General features: G+C 63.8%; 14 protein-coding genes. 9 read left to right on the top strand and 5 right to left on the bottom strand.

From position 1 onward, the window contains the following. Positions 1-69: 69 nt before the first annotated feature. Both AC6H34_RS32220 and AC6H34_RS32215 read left to right on the top strand, forming a co-directional pair. Positions 70-852: a haloacid dehalogenase type II gene (locus AC6H34_RS32220; protein WP_497541747.1), complete on the top strand. Its 783-nt coding sequence runs from the start codon at positions 70-72 to the stop codon at positions 850-852. 238 nt (positions 853-1,090) lie between these two features. Continuing rightward, positions 1,091-1,396: an adenylate cyclase gene (locus tag AC6H34_RS32215; protein WP_497541746.1), complete on the top strand. Its 306-nt coding sequence runs from the start codon at positions 1,091-1,093 to the stop codon at positions 1,394-1,396. 100 nt (positions 1,397-1,496) lie between these two features. On the opposite strand, the gene AC6H34_RS32210 is transcribed toward AC6H34_RS32215, so the two are convergent. The 5 genes from AC6H34_RS32210 to AC6H34_RS32190 form a co-directional block, all read right to left on the bottom strand. Beyond that, positions 1,497-1,883, bottom strand: a complete 387-nt coding sequence (locus AC6H34_RS32210) for a DUF302 domain-containing protein (protein WP_497541745.1) — start codon at positions 1,881-1,883, stop codon at positions 1,497-1,499. A gap of 87 nt (positions 1,884-1,970) precedes the next feature. Further along, the gene (locus AC6H34_RS32205; RefSeq protein ID WP_497541744.1) at positions 1,971-2,195 is read right to left on the bottom strand and encodes a hypothetical protein; all 225 of its coding nucleotides are present in this window, start codon (positions 2,193-2,195) and stop codon (positions 1,971-1,973) included. A gap of 523 nt (positions 2,196-2,718) precedes the next feature. After that, positions 2,719-3,414: a VIT1/CCC1 transporter family protein gene (locus AC6H34_RS32200; RefSeq protein ID WP_497541743.1), complete on the bottom strand. Its 696-nt coding sequence runs from the start codon at positions 3,412-3,414 to the stop codon at positions 2,719-2,721. Between the two features lie 316 nt (positions 3,415-3,730). Then, positions 3,731-5,623: a heavy metal translocating P-type ATPase gene (locus AC6H34_RS32195; protein ID WP_497541742.1), complete on the bottom strand. Its 1,893-nt coding sequence runs from the start codon at positions 5,621-5,623 to the stop codon at positions 3,731-3,733. A 279-nt stretch (positions 5,624-5,902) separates the two neighbouring features. After that, on the bottom strand, positions 5,903-6,706 hold the full coding sequence (locus AC6H34_RS32190; protein WP_497541741.1) for an IclR family transcriptional regulator: 804 nt from the start codon (positions 6,704-6,706) through the stop codon (positions 5,903-5,905). A 126-nt stretch (positions 6,707-6,832) separates the two neighbouring features. Here AC6H34_RS32190 and AC6H34_RS32185 point away from each other — a divergent pair, with 126 nt between their 5' ends. The 7 genes from AC6H34_RS32185 to AC6H34_RS32155 all read left to right on the top strand — a co-directional run bounded on the left by AC6H34_RS32185 (position 6,833) and on the right by AC6H34_RS32155 (position 15,977). Next, the gene (locus AC6H34_RS32185) at positions 6,833-7,924 is read left to right on the top strand and encodes a succinylglutamate desuccinylase/aspartoacylase family protein (RefSeq protein WP_497541740.1); all 1,092 of its coding nucleotides are present in this window, start codon (positions 6,833-6,835) and stop codon (positions 7,922-7,924) included. Further along, on the top strand, positions 7,914-8,852 hold the full coding sequence (locus AC6H34_RS32180) for a threonine ammonia-lyase (RefSeq protein WP_497541739.1): 939 nt from the start codon (positions 7,914-7,916) through the stop codon (positions 8,850-8,852). The genes AC6H34_RS32185 and AC6H34_RS32180 overlap by 11 nt, the downstream gene beginning before the upstream one ends. 124 nt (positions 8,853-8,976) lie before the next feature. Then, a complete protein-coding gene (locus tag AC6H34_RS32175; RefSeq protein ID WP_497541738.1) occupies positions 8,977-10,002 on the top strand; it encodes a sugar ABC transporter substrate-binding protein in 1,026 nt (341 codons plus the stop codon). A 113-nt stretch (positions 10,003-10,115) separates the two neighbouring features. Then, positions 10,116-12,674 carry an ATP-binding cassette domain-containing protein gene (locus AC6H34_RS32170; RefSeq protein ID WP_497541737.1) on the top strand — a complete coding sequence of 853 codons (2,559 nt, stop codon included), beginning with the start codon at positions 10,116-10,118 and terminating at the stop codon, positions 12,672-12,674. Continuing rightward, positions 12,671-13,648 carry an ABC transporter permease gene (locus AC6H34_RS32165; RefSeq protein ID WP_497541736.1) on the top strand — a complete coding sequence of 326 codons (978 nt, stop codon included), beginning with the start codon at positions 12,671-12,673 and terminating at the stop codon, positions 13,646-13,648. Before AC6H34_RS32170 ends, AC6H34_RS32165 begins: the two co-directional genes overlap by 4 nt. Further along, positions 13,645-14,454 carry a creatininase family protein gene (locus tag AC6H34_RS32160; RefSeq protein ID WP_497541735.1) on the top strand — a complete coding sequence of 270 codons (810 nt, stop codon included), beginning with the start codon at positions 13,645-13,647 and terminating at the stop codon, positions 14,452-14,454. The genes AC6H34_RS32165 and AC6H34_RS32160 overlap by 4 nt, the downstream gene beginning before the upstream one ends. After that, complete coding sequence (locus AC6H34_RS32155; RefSeq protein ID WP_497541734.1) at positions 14,451-15,977, top strand: aldehyde dehydrogenase family protein; 1,527 nt, start codon at positions 14,451-14,453, stop codon at positions 15,975-15,977. The genes AC6H34_RS32160 and AC6H34_RS32155 overlap by 4 nt, the downstream gene beginning before the upstream one ends. Positions 15,978-15,995 lie beyond the last annotated feature (18 nt).

Genomic DNA, 15,995 nt, shown 5'->3' with positions numbered 1-15,995 from the left:
GCACTGCAATGAAACGAAGGCCCGGCTTTGCGCGAATAGGGAGTACCGTCACCATATCCGGAGCAAAGGATGAAGTCTTATATCCCTCTTGATCGCCGTAGTGCGCTTGGTCTCGGGCTGGCGGGAGCAGCGGCCACATTCCTGCCGGCACTGGCCCAGAATGCCTCGCCCGATGCCCCGCACCCACGCCTGCGGGCGCTCGCCTTCGATGGTTTTACTATCTTCGATCCCCGACCGGTATCCGCCGGGGTGGTCGATATGGTTCCGGGGCAGGGCATGGCGCTGGCCAGCACCTGGAGCAACAAGATCTTCGCCCTCTCCTGGCTGGAGACGTCGGCCGGGCGATATAGCGGCTTTTCCAAACTTGCTGACGCGGCACTTGAACACAGCGCGCGGCTGCTCAAGGTAGAACTGAGCGCGGCGCAGCGTCGCGACCTATGCGCCCTCTATGGACGATTGCCGGTCTGGCCGGATGCCGGTGGGGCGCTGGCACGCATGCGGCAGGCCGGCATGCGCCTCGCTTTCCTGTCCAATCTCAGCATGGAAATGCTTGAGAGCAACATGCGCGCCAACGGCCTGCACGAACTGATGGAAACTCCGCTCAGCACGGATGTGGTTCGCGCCTTCAAGCCCGCGCCGCGTGCCTATGCGATGGCCCCCGACCATTTCGGACTGCCTCGCGAAGAGATCGGTTTCGCAGCCTTCGGCGGATGGGATGCGCTTGGAGCCAAGTGGTTTGGATATCGCACGGCCTGGATCAACCGGTTGGGGGTGCCCGAGGAAACGCTCGAACCGGCTCCGGATACAAGCGGACGGGATCTCTCGTCGGCTTTGCAACTCGCACATTCATAATGATCACATCGTATGGAACGGACATGGCGCGAAGTCCCTCGTCGCTCCCAGGCATTTTCGTCGTTGTTTCGAGGCATTTGCCGTTGAGCTCGGTATCCGATTGCCCTCAGGAACGGGAGCGGAACCCGCAAGCCCTCCATCGTCGCGAATAAAAGCTGACCCTTGGGTGTTTAGGCAGAAGCCGGACCGCGCGTCCGGCGTGGAAACCATATCGGCCTCTATGGCAAGGGAGGTTGCAATGTCCCGTACTTACCTTTCCCTGATCGCTGGTGTCATGCTCGCTGTTGCTCCCGCCATGACCGTCTCGGCGGCCAACGTCCATACGGTGACGGGGACGACCGGTCAGCCTAACCAGACGATCGGCACCCCTCAGACAGGCAGCGTCACACCAGGCAACGCCAGCACTGCCCCGGGTTCAGCCTTCAACCCAGACGGAAATGCGGGAACCCACTACGCTGGTACCCAGCCGCAGAACTCCAACAATCCGAAGAGCGTCTCTCAGTACGACGTGGCTGGTTTCCAGCAGTCCAATAAGCCGAATTGACGGGTTAGTAGGATAGGCCGACACCCTCGGGCAATGGGTCCGGCACGGAAACGGCCTTCGCCGAAAGGCGAGGGCCCTCGTATTGCCGAAACCGGGCTGTTCAAAGATCCGCGATGACCTGCCTGAGCAAGCCTTGAATCTGCCTTGCCGGCGCTTCGAGCAGCGGATTGTCGATCGCCTGCATGGACGCAACGGGGTCGATGGCTGCCACTTCCGTTCTGCCGCCGCCTAGATCCTGTACGATGACGTTGCAAGGCAACATGGTGCCGATCTTGTCTTCGATGGCCAATGCCTGGTGAGCCATGTGCGGATTGCAAGCGCCAAGAATCCGATAGTCGCGAAACTCGGTACCGAGCTTCTTCTTGAAGGTCTCCTTGACGTCGATCTCGGTGATGATGCCGAAACCGGCGCGCTTGAGGCCGTCGACCGCACGCCGGACGGCTTCATCGAAGCCGCATGAAAGTGTCTTGGCGAAGTAGTAGCTCATCACGCATCTCCCTTGAGTGCCCTGAATGTCAGGATTGCGTCCAGGCGCATGCTCCCCGCTCGACCACGTCACGAACTGCCCGCGATATCACTGGGGCCCTCGTCTATCCCGCGGCCAGTCCCAGAATGCCACGGCCCACAGGCCGATGAGATTGACCACGGGTATGAATGCTACGATGGACCAGAATGGGGAAAATCCGATCCGGGAGAGAATTCTTCCGACAGGATAGAGGATCAGGATGGCGAAGATCACGAAGGCGAGCCAATGCGACACCGACCAATAGCCAACCATTGTGTAGGACTGGTCCATCATGACAATCTCCTTGGGCCCTTGAGCGGATGGCCCCTTTTTTGCGGGCTGCGGCACGGCGCGCAGTCGGCGGCTCCGCAGTCACCTGTTTCCACGTTGGCGCCGGTGACAGTGTGACGAAGACGGGCGCCCGCGCCTTGAGGCAGCTCAAAATGACCCGCGCCCGACATGGATTCCTCCGGAGTGGGCAGGTCCATGCAAATTGCCGAGGACGGAAGAAGGGGAGGGTACCGCGAGCCAGCAAAGCCAGTTCGCTTCTCCATTTCACCTCGGCGCCGGAGATGCCCCGCGAACAGGCAACAAGACGCGTCCCCGTCGCCAGGGGTTCGCCAGGCTCATCCGCAAGTCGCTGCGCGGCCGGGTCTACATGGTCATCGAAACGACCTTGCGGCAAACGCACTGGCTGCCAGGATGGGGCTTGCGATCTCGCGGCCAGCAAGCGTCTCCCGGCCCGGCTATGACGAGAGCCGCCGGGCGCGAACCGTCTGGCACCCCGATTTTCGCGCAGCGGATGGTTGGATTCCTGTCAGGCGACGGTTCCGAAGAGGGCTCCAATTCCCGCAGTGACCGCCATTGCCAGTGCGCCCCAGAACGTCACCCGGATAGTGGGTTTCACGATGCCGGCTCCCCCCGCTCTCGCGCCGACCATGCCGAGAAGGGCGAGAAAAACCAGGGAACCGGCGGCGACCATTGGAACCAACCACTGTGTGGGCGACGCCAGCACAAGGAGGAGAGGGGCCGACGCTCCGAGCGAGAAGGTCGCCGCCGAAGCAAGCGCAGCCTGGACGGGACGCGCCGTGGTGATCTCGGAAATGCCAAGTTCATCTCGGGCGTGGGCACCCAGTGCGTCCTTCGCCATGAGTTGTGCGGCCACCTCTTTCGCCAGTTGGGGTTCGACACCCCGTGAAACATAGATGGCGGCGAGTTCATCCTTCTCGAACTCCTCGTCGGTGGCGAGTTCCAGCCGCTCGCGCGCGAGATCGGCGTTCTCGGTGTCGGACTGGGAGCTGACGGAAACATACTCCCCCGCTGCCATGGACATGGCTCCCGCGACGAGGCCGGCGATGCCTGCCAAGAGGACGTTGCCCTGTTGGGCCTCCGCCGAGGCCACGCCGAGAATCAGGCTTGCCGTCGATATGATACCGTCGTTAGCTCCCAGCACCGCCGCGCGAAGCCATCCTATGCGATGAACAAGATGCATTTCCTTATGTAGGCGGCTCACCAATTGCACTCCCCTCGAACGCGCTCAACGGCGCGACACCCAAAAGCCAGACTCGCGATACCATGATAGACCTCGCGCTACATGGAAGCCCATGGTGGTACCGTCGAGATCGGCGAGGCCTCAGGAGGAGGAGGGGGGCGTTCTCCTCGTCTTCGACGCCAAGCCTTTCGCATCGCTCGATAGGGCGTGACGCCATTGTGCCGACGCAAGGTCGGTTCCACCGCCCTGGCGCTTCATGTCAGACTGGCCGCTGCCCACACGGCCAGTCTGCATCGCCCGAACACCGAAGGCCCCGGCGGGCACCTCGGTTCGAGGGTCACTTCGGAAGGGGACTCTCTGTGACGACCGGAGCGGATGCAGTCGCCAGCGGCCCGGTTGGGGAGATGCGGAGCGCCCTGAGGGCATTGAGGATGACGGCGACGTCGATTGCTTCCTGGAGAATGGCTCCCTGGATTGGTGACAGGTAACCACGGGCGGCGGCCATCATTCCAAGGACCGAAAGCCCAATTCCGGCGATGACGCTTTCCAGCGCGATACGGCGTGCGCCGCGCGCGATCTCGATCCCGGCCCTCAGCCGGTCAATGCGATCGACAAGGAGAACGACGTCGGCGGCCTCGGCCGAGGCTGCAGCGCCGCGTGCTCCCATCGCCACTCCCACATCGGCGGCCGCAAGCGCAGGCGCATCGTTCACGCCGTCACCGACCATCATAACCGGACCCCGCTTATGTTCGGTAAGGACCAGCAGAACCTTCTGATCGGGGGTCAGGTTCGCACGGATGCCGTCCAGACCCAGCCCTTGCGTCACGTGCTCGGCCACTTCGCGACGGTCACCGGTGGCCAGCACAATTCGCTCGATGCCCTGGCCTCGCAGGCCGGACAGGATGTCGGGCATATTTTCGCGGAGCGGGTCGGCCATGACCAGATGCCCAGCCAGTTGCCCGTCTATGCCAACGGCTACCAGCGCGGACCCGGCAGCGAGCGCCGGATACTCCATCGCCGTTTGCTCGACATGATCTGCCACGAAGCCATGTCCACCGATGACGACGGCGCGATCTTCCACGCGCCCGATCAACCCTTCGCCCGGTATTTCCGTGACCTGCGACGGCACCGGGAGAGACAGTCCCCTTGCCCTGGCGGCGGCGACGATCGCCTGTGCCGTAGGATGCTTGGAGGCCTGGTCAAGGGCTGCGGCAAGGCGGAGAACCTCATCGACGCCCATGTTGACGTCGAGGTCGAACGAGACGATCCGAGGCCGGCCATCGGTCAGGGTGCCCGTCTTGTCCATGACCAGCGTCCGGACGCGCGCCATGGCTTCAAGGGCACCGGCTCCCTTCACCAGCACGCCGAAATGCGCCGCCCGCGACACTCCCGCCACCAGCGCGACGGGAACCGCGAGGATCAGCGGACAAGGCGTGGCCACGACGAGGACGGCGACCGCACGGATGGGGTCGCCGGTGAACCACCACGCCGCGAAGGCCAGTCCAACGGTGACGGCCAGGAAGCCGAGGGACCATTGGTCGGCCAGCCGCGACATTGGGGCCCTGGACCGCTGGGCTTCCTCCACGAGCCGGACGATTCCGGCATAAGTGCTGTCCTTGGCCGGGCGCGCCGCGATCAGGTCGAAGGCCTCGCCGGCGTTGGTGGATCCGCTCATCGCCTCGGCACCTGCGTCGATGCGGATCGGCAGCGATTCACCCGTGAGCGCGGAGGTATCGAGGAAGGCTGAGGCGGATGCCAGGGTTCCGTCGACGGGGACCACGTCGCCCTGCCTGATGAGGAGGCGGTCGCCGGGCGCGACCTCGTCCAAGGGCACGTCGGCCAGGCCGCCGTCCTGATGCCGCGTCGCCGTGCGCGGAACGCGTGAGAGGAGGTCGCGCATCTCGCGGCGAGCACGGCCTTCAGCGAAGCTTTCCAAGAATGTGCCGCCCGAATACATGACCGCGACCACCGCGGCGGCCAGCATCTCCCCGAAGACGAGGGCGGCGGACATCGAAAGCGCAGCCACGATGTCGAGACCCACTTCGCCCTGTCGCAGGCTGCGCAGGATTTCCACGAGCAGAGCGGCAAGGACGGGAACGACGCCCGCGAGCCAGGCGGTCTGCGCAAGCTGCGGCATCTTGGAGAAATGGAGAACGAGGCCGATCGCAAGGCCTGCGAGCGCGACCATGAGCAACGCGCTCTTCAGCCTATCTCCGTTCGGGTGTTCCATAGCGTTCGGTTCCTCGGCATCCGGCCCTTCTTTCGTTCTCCCCGCGAACAAGCATCCGGTCCAGCAGGAGCGGATGCTATCCGTTCCAACGCGAAGGAGGAACAGGGTCTCGATTTCCGGCACGCAAGCGAACTGCCTGTTCCTTGCCGGGAGCGAGCATCATGGGCGCGGTCGCCCAAGCATCCGTGCAAGTGCTTGGCGAAACGGATCGAGCGGCTCAGGCCAAGCGCTTCAAACATCCTGGAGACGGTGACGGAAATCCGGGTAGTGCAGACGACGTCAGACCTCCTGTTGGAAACGGACGCGCGCAGAGAGCTTGGTCGAGATGCGGTTGCAGGCCGCCCGAAGGACACCGAGCGTTTCCATATGCCGGCTTTCGTTGTCACGTGCGTATCGGTTGACGAAAGCGATGATGATGGACGCGGCAGCATTGCCGTCGGCGCCGAAAATCGGGCAGCAGATATCGGTAATGCCGAGGAAGTCACGGCTGGAGCGCAGTTCGTAGCCGTTCGTGCGTATGAGTGCCAGGTGAGCGTCGAGCGCCGCCCTGTCGACAGGAGCCGGCGAGCGTGCCTGGCTCTCCTCGATGATCCTTCTCGAGATTGTCGGCGGCTGAAATGCCAGCACGACCTGTCCGGAGGTGGCGTCTGTAGCAAGTCGCCCATAGCCCAGGCGCAGCGTAAAGGACATGTCCTCGCCTCCCGGCACCGCCGCAATGACGACGGTGAGACCGTGATTGATCACGACGAGATGGGGGGATTGCTGGCATTCCTGCGCGATCACCGACAGCTCCGGCATGGCCGCGGTGATGAGATCCTGCTGGCGCGGCGTGTGCAGACCCAGCTTGAACAGGCGGTCGGTGAGATAGAAGGCGTCCGTTTCAGGATCACGGTCGATGTAGCCGCGCTCCTGAAGGGCGACCAGCATGCGGAAGATCTCGCTCTTGGACCGGCCGAGGCCGTCCGCGATCTCCTTCATGGTCAAGGGGGACTGCGCTTCCGCCAGCAATTCCAGCACCTCAAGGCCCTTCGTCAAGGCGGGCGCCGAATAGGTAGGCCTTTCTCTGTCTTCGTTGCTGCTCATGCTCGATCCCTTCTGCGCGGCCCCACCATAAAGAACCTTCCTTGATTCCAGGTTGGTTTTATATTCGAACTTGACATCATATATAAAACTTTCATGATGCGCGGGAAGTCTGGAGGGAAGTTGCCGATGACGGGGGTTGTTGCGAGGGAATCCGGGGAAACGGCGCGGCGTTTCGCAGCCCCGCGCCGCAACAGTATCTTCACCTCGGTCGATCTGGATCGGGCCGGCAAGCAGATCGGCTATTTCTGCGTTCCCCAATCGCCGCATGACGATGCCTGGGGCGCGGTCCAGGTCCCCCTCGCGATCGTCAAGAACGGGGCTGGACCGACCGTACTCATCGAGGCCGGCAATCACGGCGATGAATATGAAGGGCCTATCGCCCTTGGCGAGTTGCTGCGCGAGATCGATCCGGCGGAGGTATCCGGGCGCATCATTGCCATACCCGCGATCAATATTCGCGCTGTCGAGGCTGGAACCCGCACCTCGCCCGTCGATGGATTGAATTTCAATCGGTGCTTCCCGGGGGATTTCAACGGAACGCTCACGAGCCAGATCGCGGCCTACGTCAATGACTGCCTGATGCCGATCGCCGATTACTTCCTGGATCTGCATTCCGGCGGATCCTCGCTGATGATAATGCCGAGCGCCATCATCGAGCCTTCGCCAACGCCCGAAGGGCATCGTCGCAACATCGATGCTACGCTGGCCTTCGGTGCCCCCACCGTCGTGATGGTGGACAATCTGGGAGAGACGCGGACTTCGACAGCGGCCGCAAACGCGCAGGGCCTTGTCGTGGTGGGGAGCGAGATGGCCGGCGGCGGCCTGGTCAGCCAGGATGCGCTTGCCATCTGTCGGCGTGGCATCCGCAACGTCCTTCGGCACGCAGGCGTCCTGGAAGGCAAACCCGAGTTGCCCGAAAACGCCAATGCGCGTGTGCTCAAGATTCCCGGAAGCCAGGGCTACATCCTTGCGGACGACGATGGCGTGTTCGAGCCTATCGCCCAACTCGGTACCGTCGCAAGGAGAGGCGAACTCGCCGGCCGCATCCATTTCCTACGCACGCCATCGCGTGAACCCGTTGAACTCCGCCATGCCATCGACGGCGTTGTCTTCGCGAAGCGGCAACCAGGTCGCGTCAGGCCGGGCAATTGCTGCTTCGTCATCGCCGATGAATACCCCGAGGCTCTCCAAATGAGAGGATCGGCCCATGAGTGTTGACGCGATCCGGGCTGCGGCGGAACGCATAAGCCCCTTCGTCCGGAGGACACCCGTTCTGAGGCTCGAGCATTGCGACGGCGCCGATATTCGAAACGCCATCCATCTGAAGCTCGAATGTCTTCAGGTCAGCGGCTCCTTCAAGATCCGCGGTGCCGTGAACAGGGTGAAGTCGCTTCCCGCCGCGCGGATCGAACGCGGCCTGGTTGCCGCTTCCGGCGGCAATCACGGTCTTGCCACCGCCTACATGGCCCGGCATGCGGGTGTTCCCGCCACGATTTTCCTGCCCACGAACGCGAGCCCGATCAAGGAGCACAAGCTTCGCAAACTGGGCGCCGATGTTCGCTATGCGGGTGCGGTCTGGGACGAGGCGCACAAGGCAGCCACGGCCCATGCCGCCGAGAGCGGCGCCTTCTACATGCATCCATTTGCCGACGAAGCCATCGTCTCTGGACAAGGCACGGTCGCCGTCGAGATGCTCGAGCAGATTCCCGACGCTGACCTCTACATCGTCGCCATCGGCGGTGGCGGTCTTATCGCCGGCATGTCGCAGGTCATCAAGGCGGCCAATCCGAAGGCCCGGATCATCGGTGTCGAGCCGGTGGGATCGCCGACCCTCCACGCCTCGTTTGCCGCTGGGCATGTCGTGCGGCTGCCTGAAATCACCACGCGCGTTGCGACCATGGCCTGTGGCCGGACGGACGAGAGCATCTACGAGATCGCCCGGCAGCATGTCGACGACATCGTTCTCATCGAAGACGACACGATGCAGCGGGCGGCCGAACTCCTGTGGTTCGAATTCGGGGTTGCCGCGGATCTCAGCGGTGCGGCGTCGCTGGCGGCGCTGATGGCCGGCGCCGTGAAGCCGCGTCCCGGCGAGTGCGTCGCGGGGCTCGTCTGCGGCGCGGGTGTAGACGGGCTCTCGTCCTGACGTAGGGCCGTGTTGCCGGCAAGCTGCGTTCCACCGGAGCGCCGCTCGCAGGCCAAGACAAACAAGAGGCCATCAAGCCTCCAATTCAAGCAAAAAGCCATCCCAGGAAAAGGAGAACTAAGCCATGCGTCCCTTTTTGAGAACAAGTGTAGCTCTGCTCGCGTTCGCCCTCGCCATGCCATCCATGGCGCATGCAAAGGACAAGGTCCTGGGCGTCGCCGCCATCGACCTGCAAAACTCCTTCTACGTCCGCATGAAGGAAGCGGGTGACGTTGCAGCCAAGGATTACGGCGTGCAATCGACGTGGCAGAGCGCCGAAGGAAGCCTCGAGAAGGAAGTCGGCATCATCGAGAACTTCATCAATCAGGGCGTCAGTGCCATCCTCGTCGACCCGCTCGACAAGAATGCGCTTGTGCCGGTGATCAAGAAGGCGCTCGCCGCCGGTATTCCGGTCATCACCATGGGCAACAAGGTCGAGGCCGACGGAAACTACTCGACGCTTTATCCCGACTACGAAAACATGTCGATGGTGGCTCGCGCCATCGGCACCTCGCTTGGCGGAGAGGGAGAGATCGCGCTGCTCGTCGGTTCGCGCGGCAATTTCGTCTCCGATACGCGCGAGAAGGGCTTCGTCGACACCATGGCCAAGGAGTATCCGAAGATCAAGATCGTGGGCGTGGAGCCGACGAACTGGGATGCGGCCAAGGCGACGAATGCCGCCCAGACATGGCTGACGACCTATCCAGACCTCAAGGCCATCGCCTGCATTTCAGACAGCCTGTGCCTCGCCGCGGACTCCGTCGCCAGTTCCATGAACTCGAACCTGATCTATGGCGGCTACGACGGCGACGCCGAAATGAAGGATCTGATCGACAGCGGCAAGATGGTGCTCGACGTCCTGACGGGGGCCAATCGCGTCGGTTACTGGAATATTGCCGTCGCGGCGCGTGTGGCCAATGGAGAGACCCTGCCGAAAGATCTCTACATGCCGACCTATTTCGTCAGCTCCGATCAAACGGCGGCGAAGCTGAAGGCGGCCGGACTCGCGTTCGACCATATCAACACCGAGAAGGAAGCCATCGAGTCGAAGAACTATACGCAGCAATTGGGCCCGAAGGTGCCGACATCGGCGATGACAGTCGGAAAGTGAGCGATCCCATGCCCTGCCGGCGCGACAGACCCGCGCCGGCAGGGACGCACCGATGGCAGGATCGTGCTTCGGTGCGTTGAAGACAGCGATCGCAGCGCTCCACGGGGAAGGCCATGTCTCAGTTGCGGATATCGACGTTCTTTCGGCGAAGCGAGCCGGTCCTGATCGGGGTGCTGGTCCTGGCGGTCGCAGTATTCGGCTGGATCGATGCCCGCTTCCTGACGGCCGGCAACCTCGTCAGCATCGCGCAGCAGAGCTCGGTCATTGCCCTGATCGCTTTTGCCATGACGGCCGTCATCATCACGCGCGGCATCGATATCTCGGTCGGGAGCACGCTGGCCTTCGCGGGTGTGGCCGCCGGCCTCGCCTATTCAGCGTCCGGATCTGTCGTGATGACGCTCCTGGCGGCTATCCTCAGCGGTGCGGCCATAGGGCTCCTGAACGGTGTCCTGATCGGCCTCGCCGGCATCTCGCCTTTCATGGCGACGCTCGCCACGATGGCCCTTGCCAGGGGGCTTTCCCTCAGCCTGTCCAGGGCTTCGAGCATCACCATCGACGATCCAGCCGTCCTCTATGCCGGCCGCGCGACATTTGGCCTCCTGCCGGTTTCCGTCGTCATAGCGGCGATCATTCTCGTGGCATGGTGGTTCGTCCTCCAGCGTACCGTCTATGGGCGCTGGATCTACGCCGTGGGAGGCAATGCGAAGGCGGCGTACGCCTCGATGGTGCCCGTGGGCCTGGTCCGTATCTCGGTCTACCTCATTGCCGGTGCGACGGCCGGTCTGGGTGCCATTCTGACCATAGGCCGCCTTGGCTCCGCCCAACCCCTCGCTGGAACCGGCCTCGAATTCACGGCGATCACCGCTGCGATCGTGGGAGGTACCAAGCTGTCGGGCGGGCGCGGCTCGATCTGGGGGACAGCCATCGGCGCGCTTCTGCTCGGCGTAATCAATACCGGCCTGTCCTTCCTCCAGGTACCGCAGACCATCATCTACTACGTGACGGCGGCCTTGATTCTGGTGGCGGTTCTTGCCAGTCAGCCCGAGAGCATTGCTGCGCTGGTCGCTTCCTTCCGCAGGAGGGCGCCTGTGCCGATGGCGAGCGTAGCCGCCCGGCAGGCCTCCGGTGAGGCCGGGAAGCACAGTGTCGTCATTCGTGGGCTGGGCAAGCTGTTCCCCGGCGTGAAGGCACTGGACGGAGTTTCCTTCGCCATCTCGTCCGGTGAGGTCGTGGCGCTCGCGGGCGAGAACGGCGCAGGCAAGTCGACGCTGGTGAAATGCCTGTCGGGCGTCTACCGACCCGACGAGGGAGACATCCTCCTCGACGGCGAGGTCGTCGACTTCCATTCTCCCAACGATGCGCGCGACATCAGTGTCATTCACCAGCATTTCAGCCTGTCGCCCGACCTGACGGTGACTGAAAATCTGTTCGTCGGCCGCGAGCCGCGCACCCGCCTGGGCCTGCTCGACCGGGCTCGAATGCGCCGCGAGGCGCAGGCCATCATGAAGGAGCTTTCCCTCGACATCCCGATCGATGCGGAACTTCGAACGCTGACGGTCGGCAGCCGGCAAATGGTGGAGATCGCACGCGCGGTCCTCTCGGATGCCTGGCTCATGGTCATGGACGAGCCGACGAGTGCTCTGTCCAACCGCGAACGAGATCAGCTCTACGCGCTCATCGACAGGCTCAAGGTTCGCGGAGCCGGCATCCTCTACATCTCCCACAAGATGGAAGAGATCTTCAGCCTGTGCACCCGTGTCGTGGTCCTGCGTGACGGCAGGTTCATCGGCGAACGTCTCACGGCGGAAACGACCGAGGCCGAGATCGTGTCGATGATGGTGGGGCGCGACGTCGGCGATATCTTCCCCCATCTGCACGCCAAGGTCGGCGAGAAGGCAATCGAGGTAGATGCCGTTTCCAACGGCAAGCTTCTCAAATCCGCGTCTCTCAGCGTCCGCCGCGGGGAGATCGTCGCGCTGGCCGGGCTGATGGGCAGCGGCCGTTCGGAGGTGCTGCGTCTCATTGCCGGCATGGAAACCCAGCAGAGCGGATCGATCACCATCTTCGGCAAGTCCCAGGCCGGAGGCGACATCAAGGCCGCAAACCAGGCAGGCATCGTCTACATCCCGGAGGACCGCCATCTGGAAGGTTTTGTCGGCACGATGTCGATCCGCGACAATCTCTCGCTGGCCTGGATCAGGAACAACAGCCGTCTCGGCATTCTCTCGCACGTGCGGATCGCGACGCTGGCGCGCGACCTCATCGGCTCGCTCGGCGTGCGGCCCGCCCAACCCGAGAAGATGACGATCGAGCTTTCCGGCGGAAACCAGCAGAAGGTCGTCATCGGCAAATGGCTGGCGACGAAACCCAGGATCATCCTGCTTGACGAACCGACACGCGGCGTCGACGTCGGCGCCAAGTCCGAGTTGCACCACCTCATCGCCAGACTGAAGCAGGAAGGCGCCGCCATCTTGATGGTGTCGAGCGAATTGCCGGAGGTGCTGGGAGTGGCGGACCGGATCGTCGTCATGCGCGAGGGTCACTCGGTCGGCGAGTTCGCGCGCGGAGCGACGGAGGAACAGGTCATGGCGCTGGCTTTCGGCGACCGCTCTGCCGCGGTGGACGCTGGCCACTCTGCGAACGCTCGAACCGCAACGGGAGCAGTGACATGACGACGCCGGCAACCAAAGGCGTGCTGCTGCGCCTGCTCGACCTTGCTCCCCTGATCCTGCTGGTGGGGCTGAGCCTCGTCTTCGCCTTCGTCGACCCGCGTGTGGTGTCAGGCCCGAGCCTCATCAATATCGCATCGCAGGCCACACCCGTGGCCGTACTGGCGCTCGGCGCGCTCATCGTCTTGCTGACGGGCGGCATCGACCTGTCGGCCGGCATAGGCGTAGCCTTCTGTGCCGTACTGATCGCAAGCCTCATCGACGCGGGAGCGGGGCTGGCCGGGGCCCTGGCTATCGGGTTGTGCGTCATGCTGGTCGTGGGCCTGGCGAACGGAATGGTGATCTCGCTCTTGCGCATACCGCCCTTCGTGATGACCCTCGCCTCCATGGTGGCGTTGCAGGGAGCAACGCTGGCGGTCGCCTCCAAGGGCGTATTGGTCGTTCGCGAGCCGATCCTCAAGTTCATAGGGGTCGAACGCTCCCTCGGCATTCCGAACGTCATTTTCGCCACCATGGCCGTGGTGGTCCTGGCCATGGTGCTCATGCACCGCAGCCGCTTCGGGCTGCGCACCTACGCGCTCGGCTCGGACCCGGGCGCGGCCGAACTGGCGGGCATTCCGGTCACAAGGCACACCGTCCTGGTCTATGCCGCATCCGGTCTGTTCGTGTTCCTGACCACCATCATCATGATCAGCCGCGTTCCCGTCGTCACACCGAATATCGGCGGCACATCGCTCCTGCTTGACGCCATCGCCGCCGCAGTTCTTGGCGGAACGAGCATATTCGGTGGCCGCGGCACCGTTTGGGGAACCGTTGTCGGAGCTTTGATCGTCAGTCTCCTGACAACCGCCCTGCGCGTCTTCGGGACGGACCCCTCGAGCCTGGAACTCTACAAGGGCGCGATCATCATGGTGGCGCTGACGGCGGATGCAGCCATGACCTATGCCAAGAGCCGCCTCCTGGAGGCTACCCGATGAACGCTGACGAACCAGATGTGGGGGGGCGACAAGAGCCCGCTTTTGCCGCGATGACCTCGGCCGAGGCACGTACCCTGGCTCTCTCGCGGCCGTTACGTCCCGTGGCTCTCCTGCCGACTGGTGCCGTCGAACAGCATGGCCCGCATCTGCCGCTCGGCGTCGACACCTGGCTTGCAAGCGCGGTTGCGCGCGCGGTCGCGGACGGACAGGAAGGCATGCGGGTGTGCGAGCCCTTCGGCTATGGTTCGTCGCAGCACCACCGTGCCTTCGCGGGCACGATGAGCCTCAGCCCCTCGACATTCATCGCCGTTCTGGTCGACCTGTGCGATTGCCTGTGGAGCGATGGATTCCTGCCGGTCATCCTCAACGGGCATGGCGGCAACAGGGCCGCCATCCAGGTCGCCGTGACGACGCTTGGACAGCGCGGCGTCGTCTCGGCTGGTTTCTCCTATTTCGACCTTATCGCCGATGTCGCCGCCGAAGTATTGCCCGACGCGGCGGGAGGCACCGGCCACGCCTGTGCCCTGGAGACATCGCTGATGATGCATGTGGCGCCCCAACTGGTACGCGAGGACCGTATTCCATCGGGGACGACGCCGCCATCCTGGCCTGATCCGCATCTGTTCGCAGGCTCCGCCGTCGCTGTTTGGAGGCCCTTCGAGGCAATCCGCGACAACGGCGTCATCGGCACGCCTTCCCAGGCATCACGGGCCGCCGGCGCCAGCCTGTTCTCGGCAGCCGTCAGCCGCAGCCGCGAAGCTGTCCTGCGGCTCCAATCCGACTACGGCAAGAGGAGTTCGTCGTGACGGTCCATTTCAGATCTTCCCTCGCTGGTCCCAACCTGCGCGGCATGGCCATCGTGACCGAACCGGAGGCGAGCCTGCGGCTGGGCACCAACCGCATTGGATCACGCTGGGTGCCTGGCAGCGCGGGCAGGTTTCTGAAGATCGACAGCCCTGCGACCGGCGAGACCCTCGGCTACCTTGCGCTGTCCACGCGCGCGGATGTCGGCGATGCCGTCGCCGCCGCGGAGGCGGCACGCGAAACCATGCGCCGGATGGGCGTCTTCGCTCGCGCGGGGCTCTGCATGAGGATCGCCGATGCGATAGAGCGCCGGGCCGATGATCTTGCGCGCCTCCTCTGCCTGGAGCAGGGCAAGCCCTTCCATAGCGAGGCCAAGGCAGAGGCCGCCGCCGCAGCCCTTGGTTTCCGCAACGCCGCCGAGCAAATCAAATGGCTGGAGACGGCCGCGTTCCCCGTCGCCGACGCCAACAAGCGTGCCTTCAGCTTCCTCCAGGCCAAGGGTGTGTTCGCCATCATCACCCCTTGGAATTTTCCGCTTGGCCTGCCTTGTCTGTATTATCTCGGACCGGCGGTCGCGACGGGGAACACCGTCGTCTGGATCCCGGCGCCCACCACCTCCCTGGTCGCCGTGGCACTGATGGAATGCATGATCGAGGCTGGCTTGCCCGATGGCGCCATAAACCTCGTGCTGGGTGACGGCGCCGAAGTGGGTGACGAGGCGGTTATCCACCCCGGGACGCATGCGATCGGCTTTACAGGCAGTTCAGCGACGGGCGCGACCATCGCCCGGCGTGGCGCGGGCAAGCCCCTGCTCCTCGAAATGGGCGGCAACGGGCCAACCGTCGTCCTCTGCGATGCCGATATCGACATGGCCGCAGAGCAGATCGGGGCAGGCTGCTTTGCGAACGCCGGCCAGATCTGCACCGCAACCGAACGCATTCTGGTTCACCGGTCTGTCCATGATCGATTTGTGGAGGGACTGGCGAAGGCGGCGGCACGCGTCCGCATGGGTGATCCCTTCGATCCGGCAACGACCATGGGTCCGCTCAACAATGCCGCCTCATTGGACAAGATGCTGGATCATATGAGGGACGCCTCGGCGCGACGCGCGGACATCCTGGTGGGCGGCAAGATCGCCGATGGCATGCCGACCAATCTCTACTTCGAGCCGACGGTGGTAACGGGCCTGACCCGCGAAAGCCTGCTCAACACCGAGGAATCCTTCGGCCCGGTCGCTCCGGTTCTGACATTCGAGACGGACGAGCAAGCTCTGGCGCTCGCAGCGTCGAGCCCGTTCGGCCTGTCCGCGGCCGTCTTCACCAGGACCATCAACAGGGCGTTCTTCTACACCGAAAACCTGCGGGCGGGCATCGTCAACGTCAACGAAAAGAGCTGCTATTGGGAGCCGCATATTCCGGCCGGCGGCGTGGCGGGAACGCAAAGCGGCCTTGGGCGCACCGGCGGTCGGCACACCCTGATGGAGATGTGCGACCTCAAGACGATGACCATCGACGTCACCCGCTAGGCAACGGCTTGGGCAAAT

Source organism: Labrys sp. ALF-8 (genome assembly GCF_059699065.1).
Note: the sequence above shows the minus strand (reverse complement) of the source record. Positions and strands in the feature narration are given on the sequence as shown.

What these genes read in the sequence shown, in the direction of transcription:
- AC6H34_RS32210 (WP_497541745.1), bottom strand. Translation starts at nt 1,883, where the DNA reads ATGAGCTACTACTTCGCCAAGACACTTTCATGCGGCTTCGATGAAGCC.
- AC6H34_RS32175 (WP_497541738.1), top strand. Translation starts at nt 8,977, where the DNA reads ATGCGTCCCTTTTTGAGAACAAGTGTAGCTCTGCTCGCGTTCGCCCTC.
- AC6H34_RS32185 (WP_497541740.1), top strand. Translation starts at nt 6,833, where the DNA reads ATGACGGGGGTTGTTGCGAGGGAATCCGGGGAAACGGCGCGGCGTTTC.
- AC6H34_RS32160 (WP_497541735.1), top strand. Translation starts at nt 13,645, where the DNA reads ATGAACGCTGACGAACCAGATGTGGGGGGGCGACAAGAGCCCGCTTTT.
- AC6H34_RS32190 (WP_497541741.1), bottom strand. Translation starts at nt 6,706, where the DNA reads ATGAGCAGCAACGAAGACAGAGAAAGGCCTACCTATTCGGCGCCCGCC.
- AC6H34_RS32220 (WP_497541747.1), top strand. Translation starts at nt 70, where the DNA reads ATGAAGTCTTATATCCCTCTTGATCGCCGTAGTGCGCTTGGTCTCGGG.
- AC6H34_RS32170 (WP_497541737.1), top strand. Translation starts at nt 10,116, where the DNA reads ATGTCTCAGTTGCGGATATCGACGTTCTTTCGGCGAAGCGAGCCGGTC.
- AC6H34_RS32195 (WP_497541742.1), bottom strand. Translation starts at nt 5,623, where the DNA reads ATGGAACACCCGAACGGAGATAGGCTGAAGAGCGCGTTGCTCATGGTC.
- AC6H34_RS32205 (WP_497541744.1), bottom strand. Translation starts at nt 2,195, where the DNA reads ATGATGGACCAGTCCTACACAATGGTTGGCTATTGGTCGGTGTCGCAT.
- AC6H34_RS32165 (WP_497541736.1), top strand. Translation starts at nt 12,671, where the DNA reads ATGACGACGCCGGCAACCAAAGGCGTGCTGCTGCGCCTGCTCGACCTT.
- AC6H34_RS32180 (WP_497541739.1), top strand. Translation starts at nt 7,914, where the DNA reads ATGAGTGTTGACGCGATCCGGGCTGCGGCGGAACGCATAAGCCCCTTC.
- AC6H34_RS32215 (WP_497541746.1), top strand. Translation starts at nt 1,091, where the DNA reads ATGTCCCGTACTTACCTTTCCCTGATCGCTGGTGTCATGCTCGCTGTT.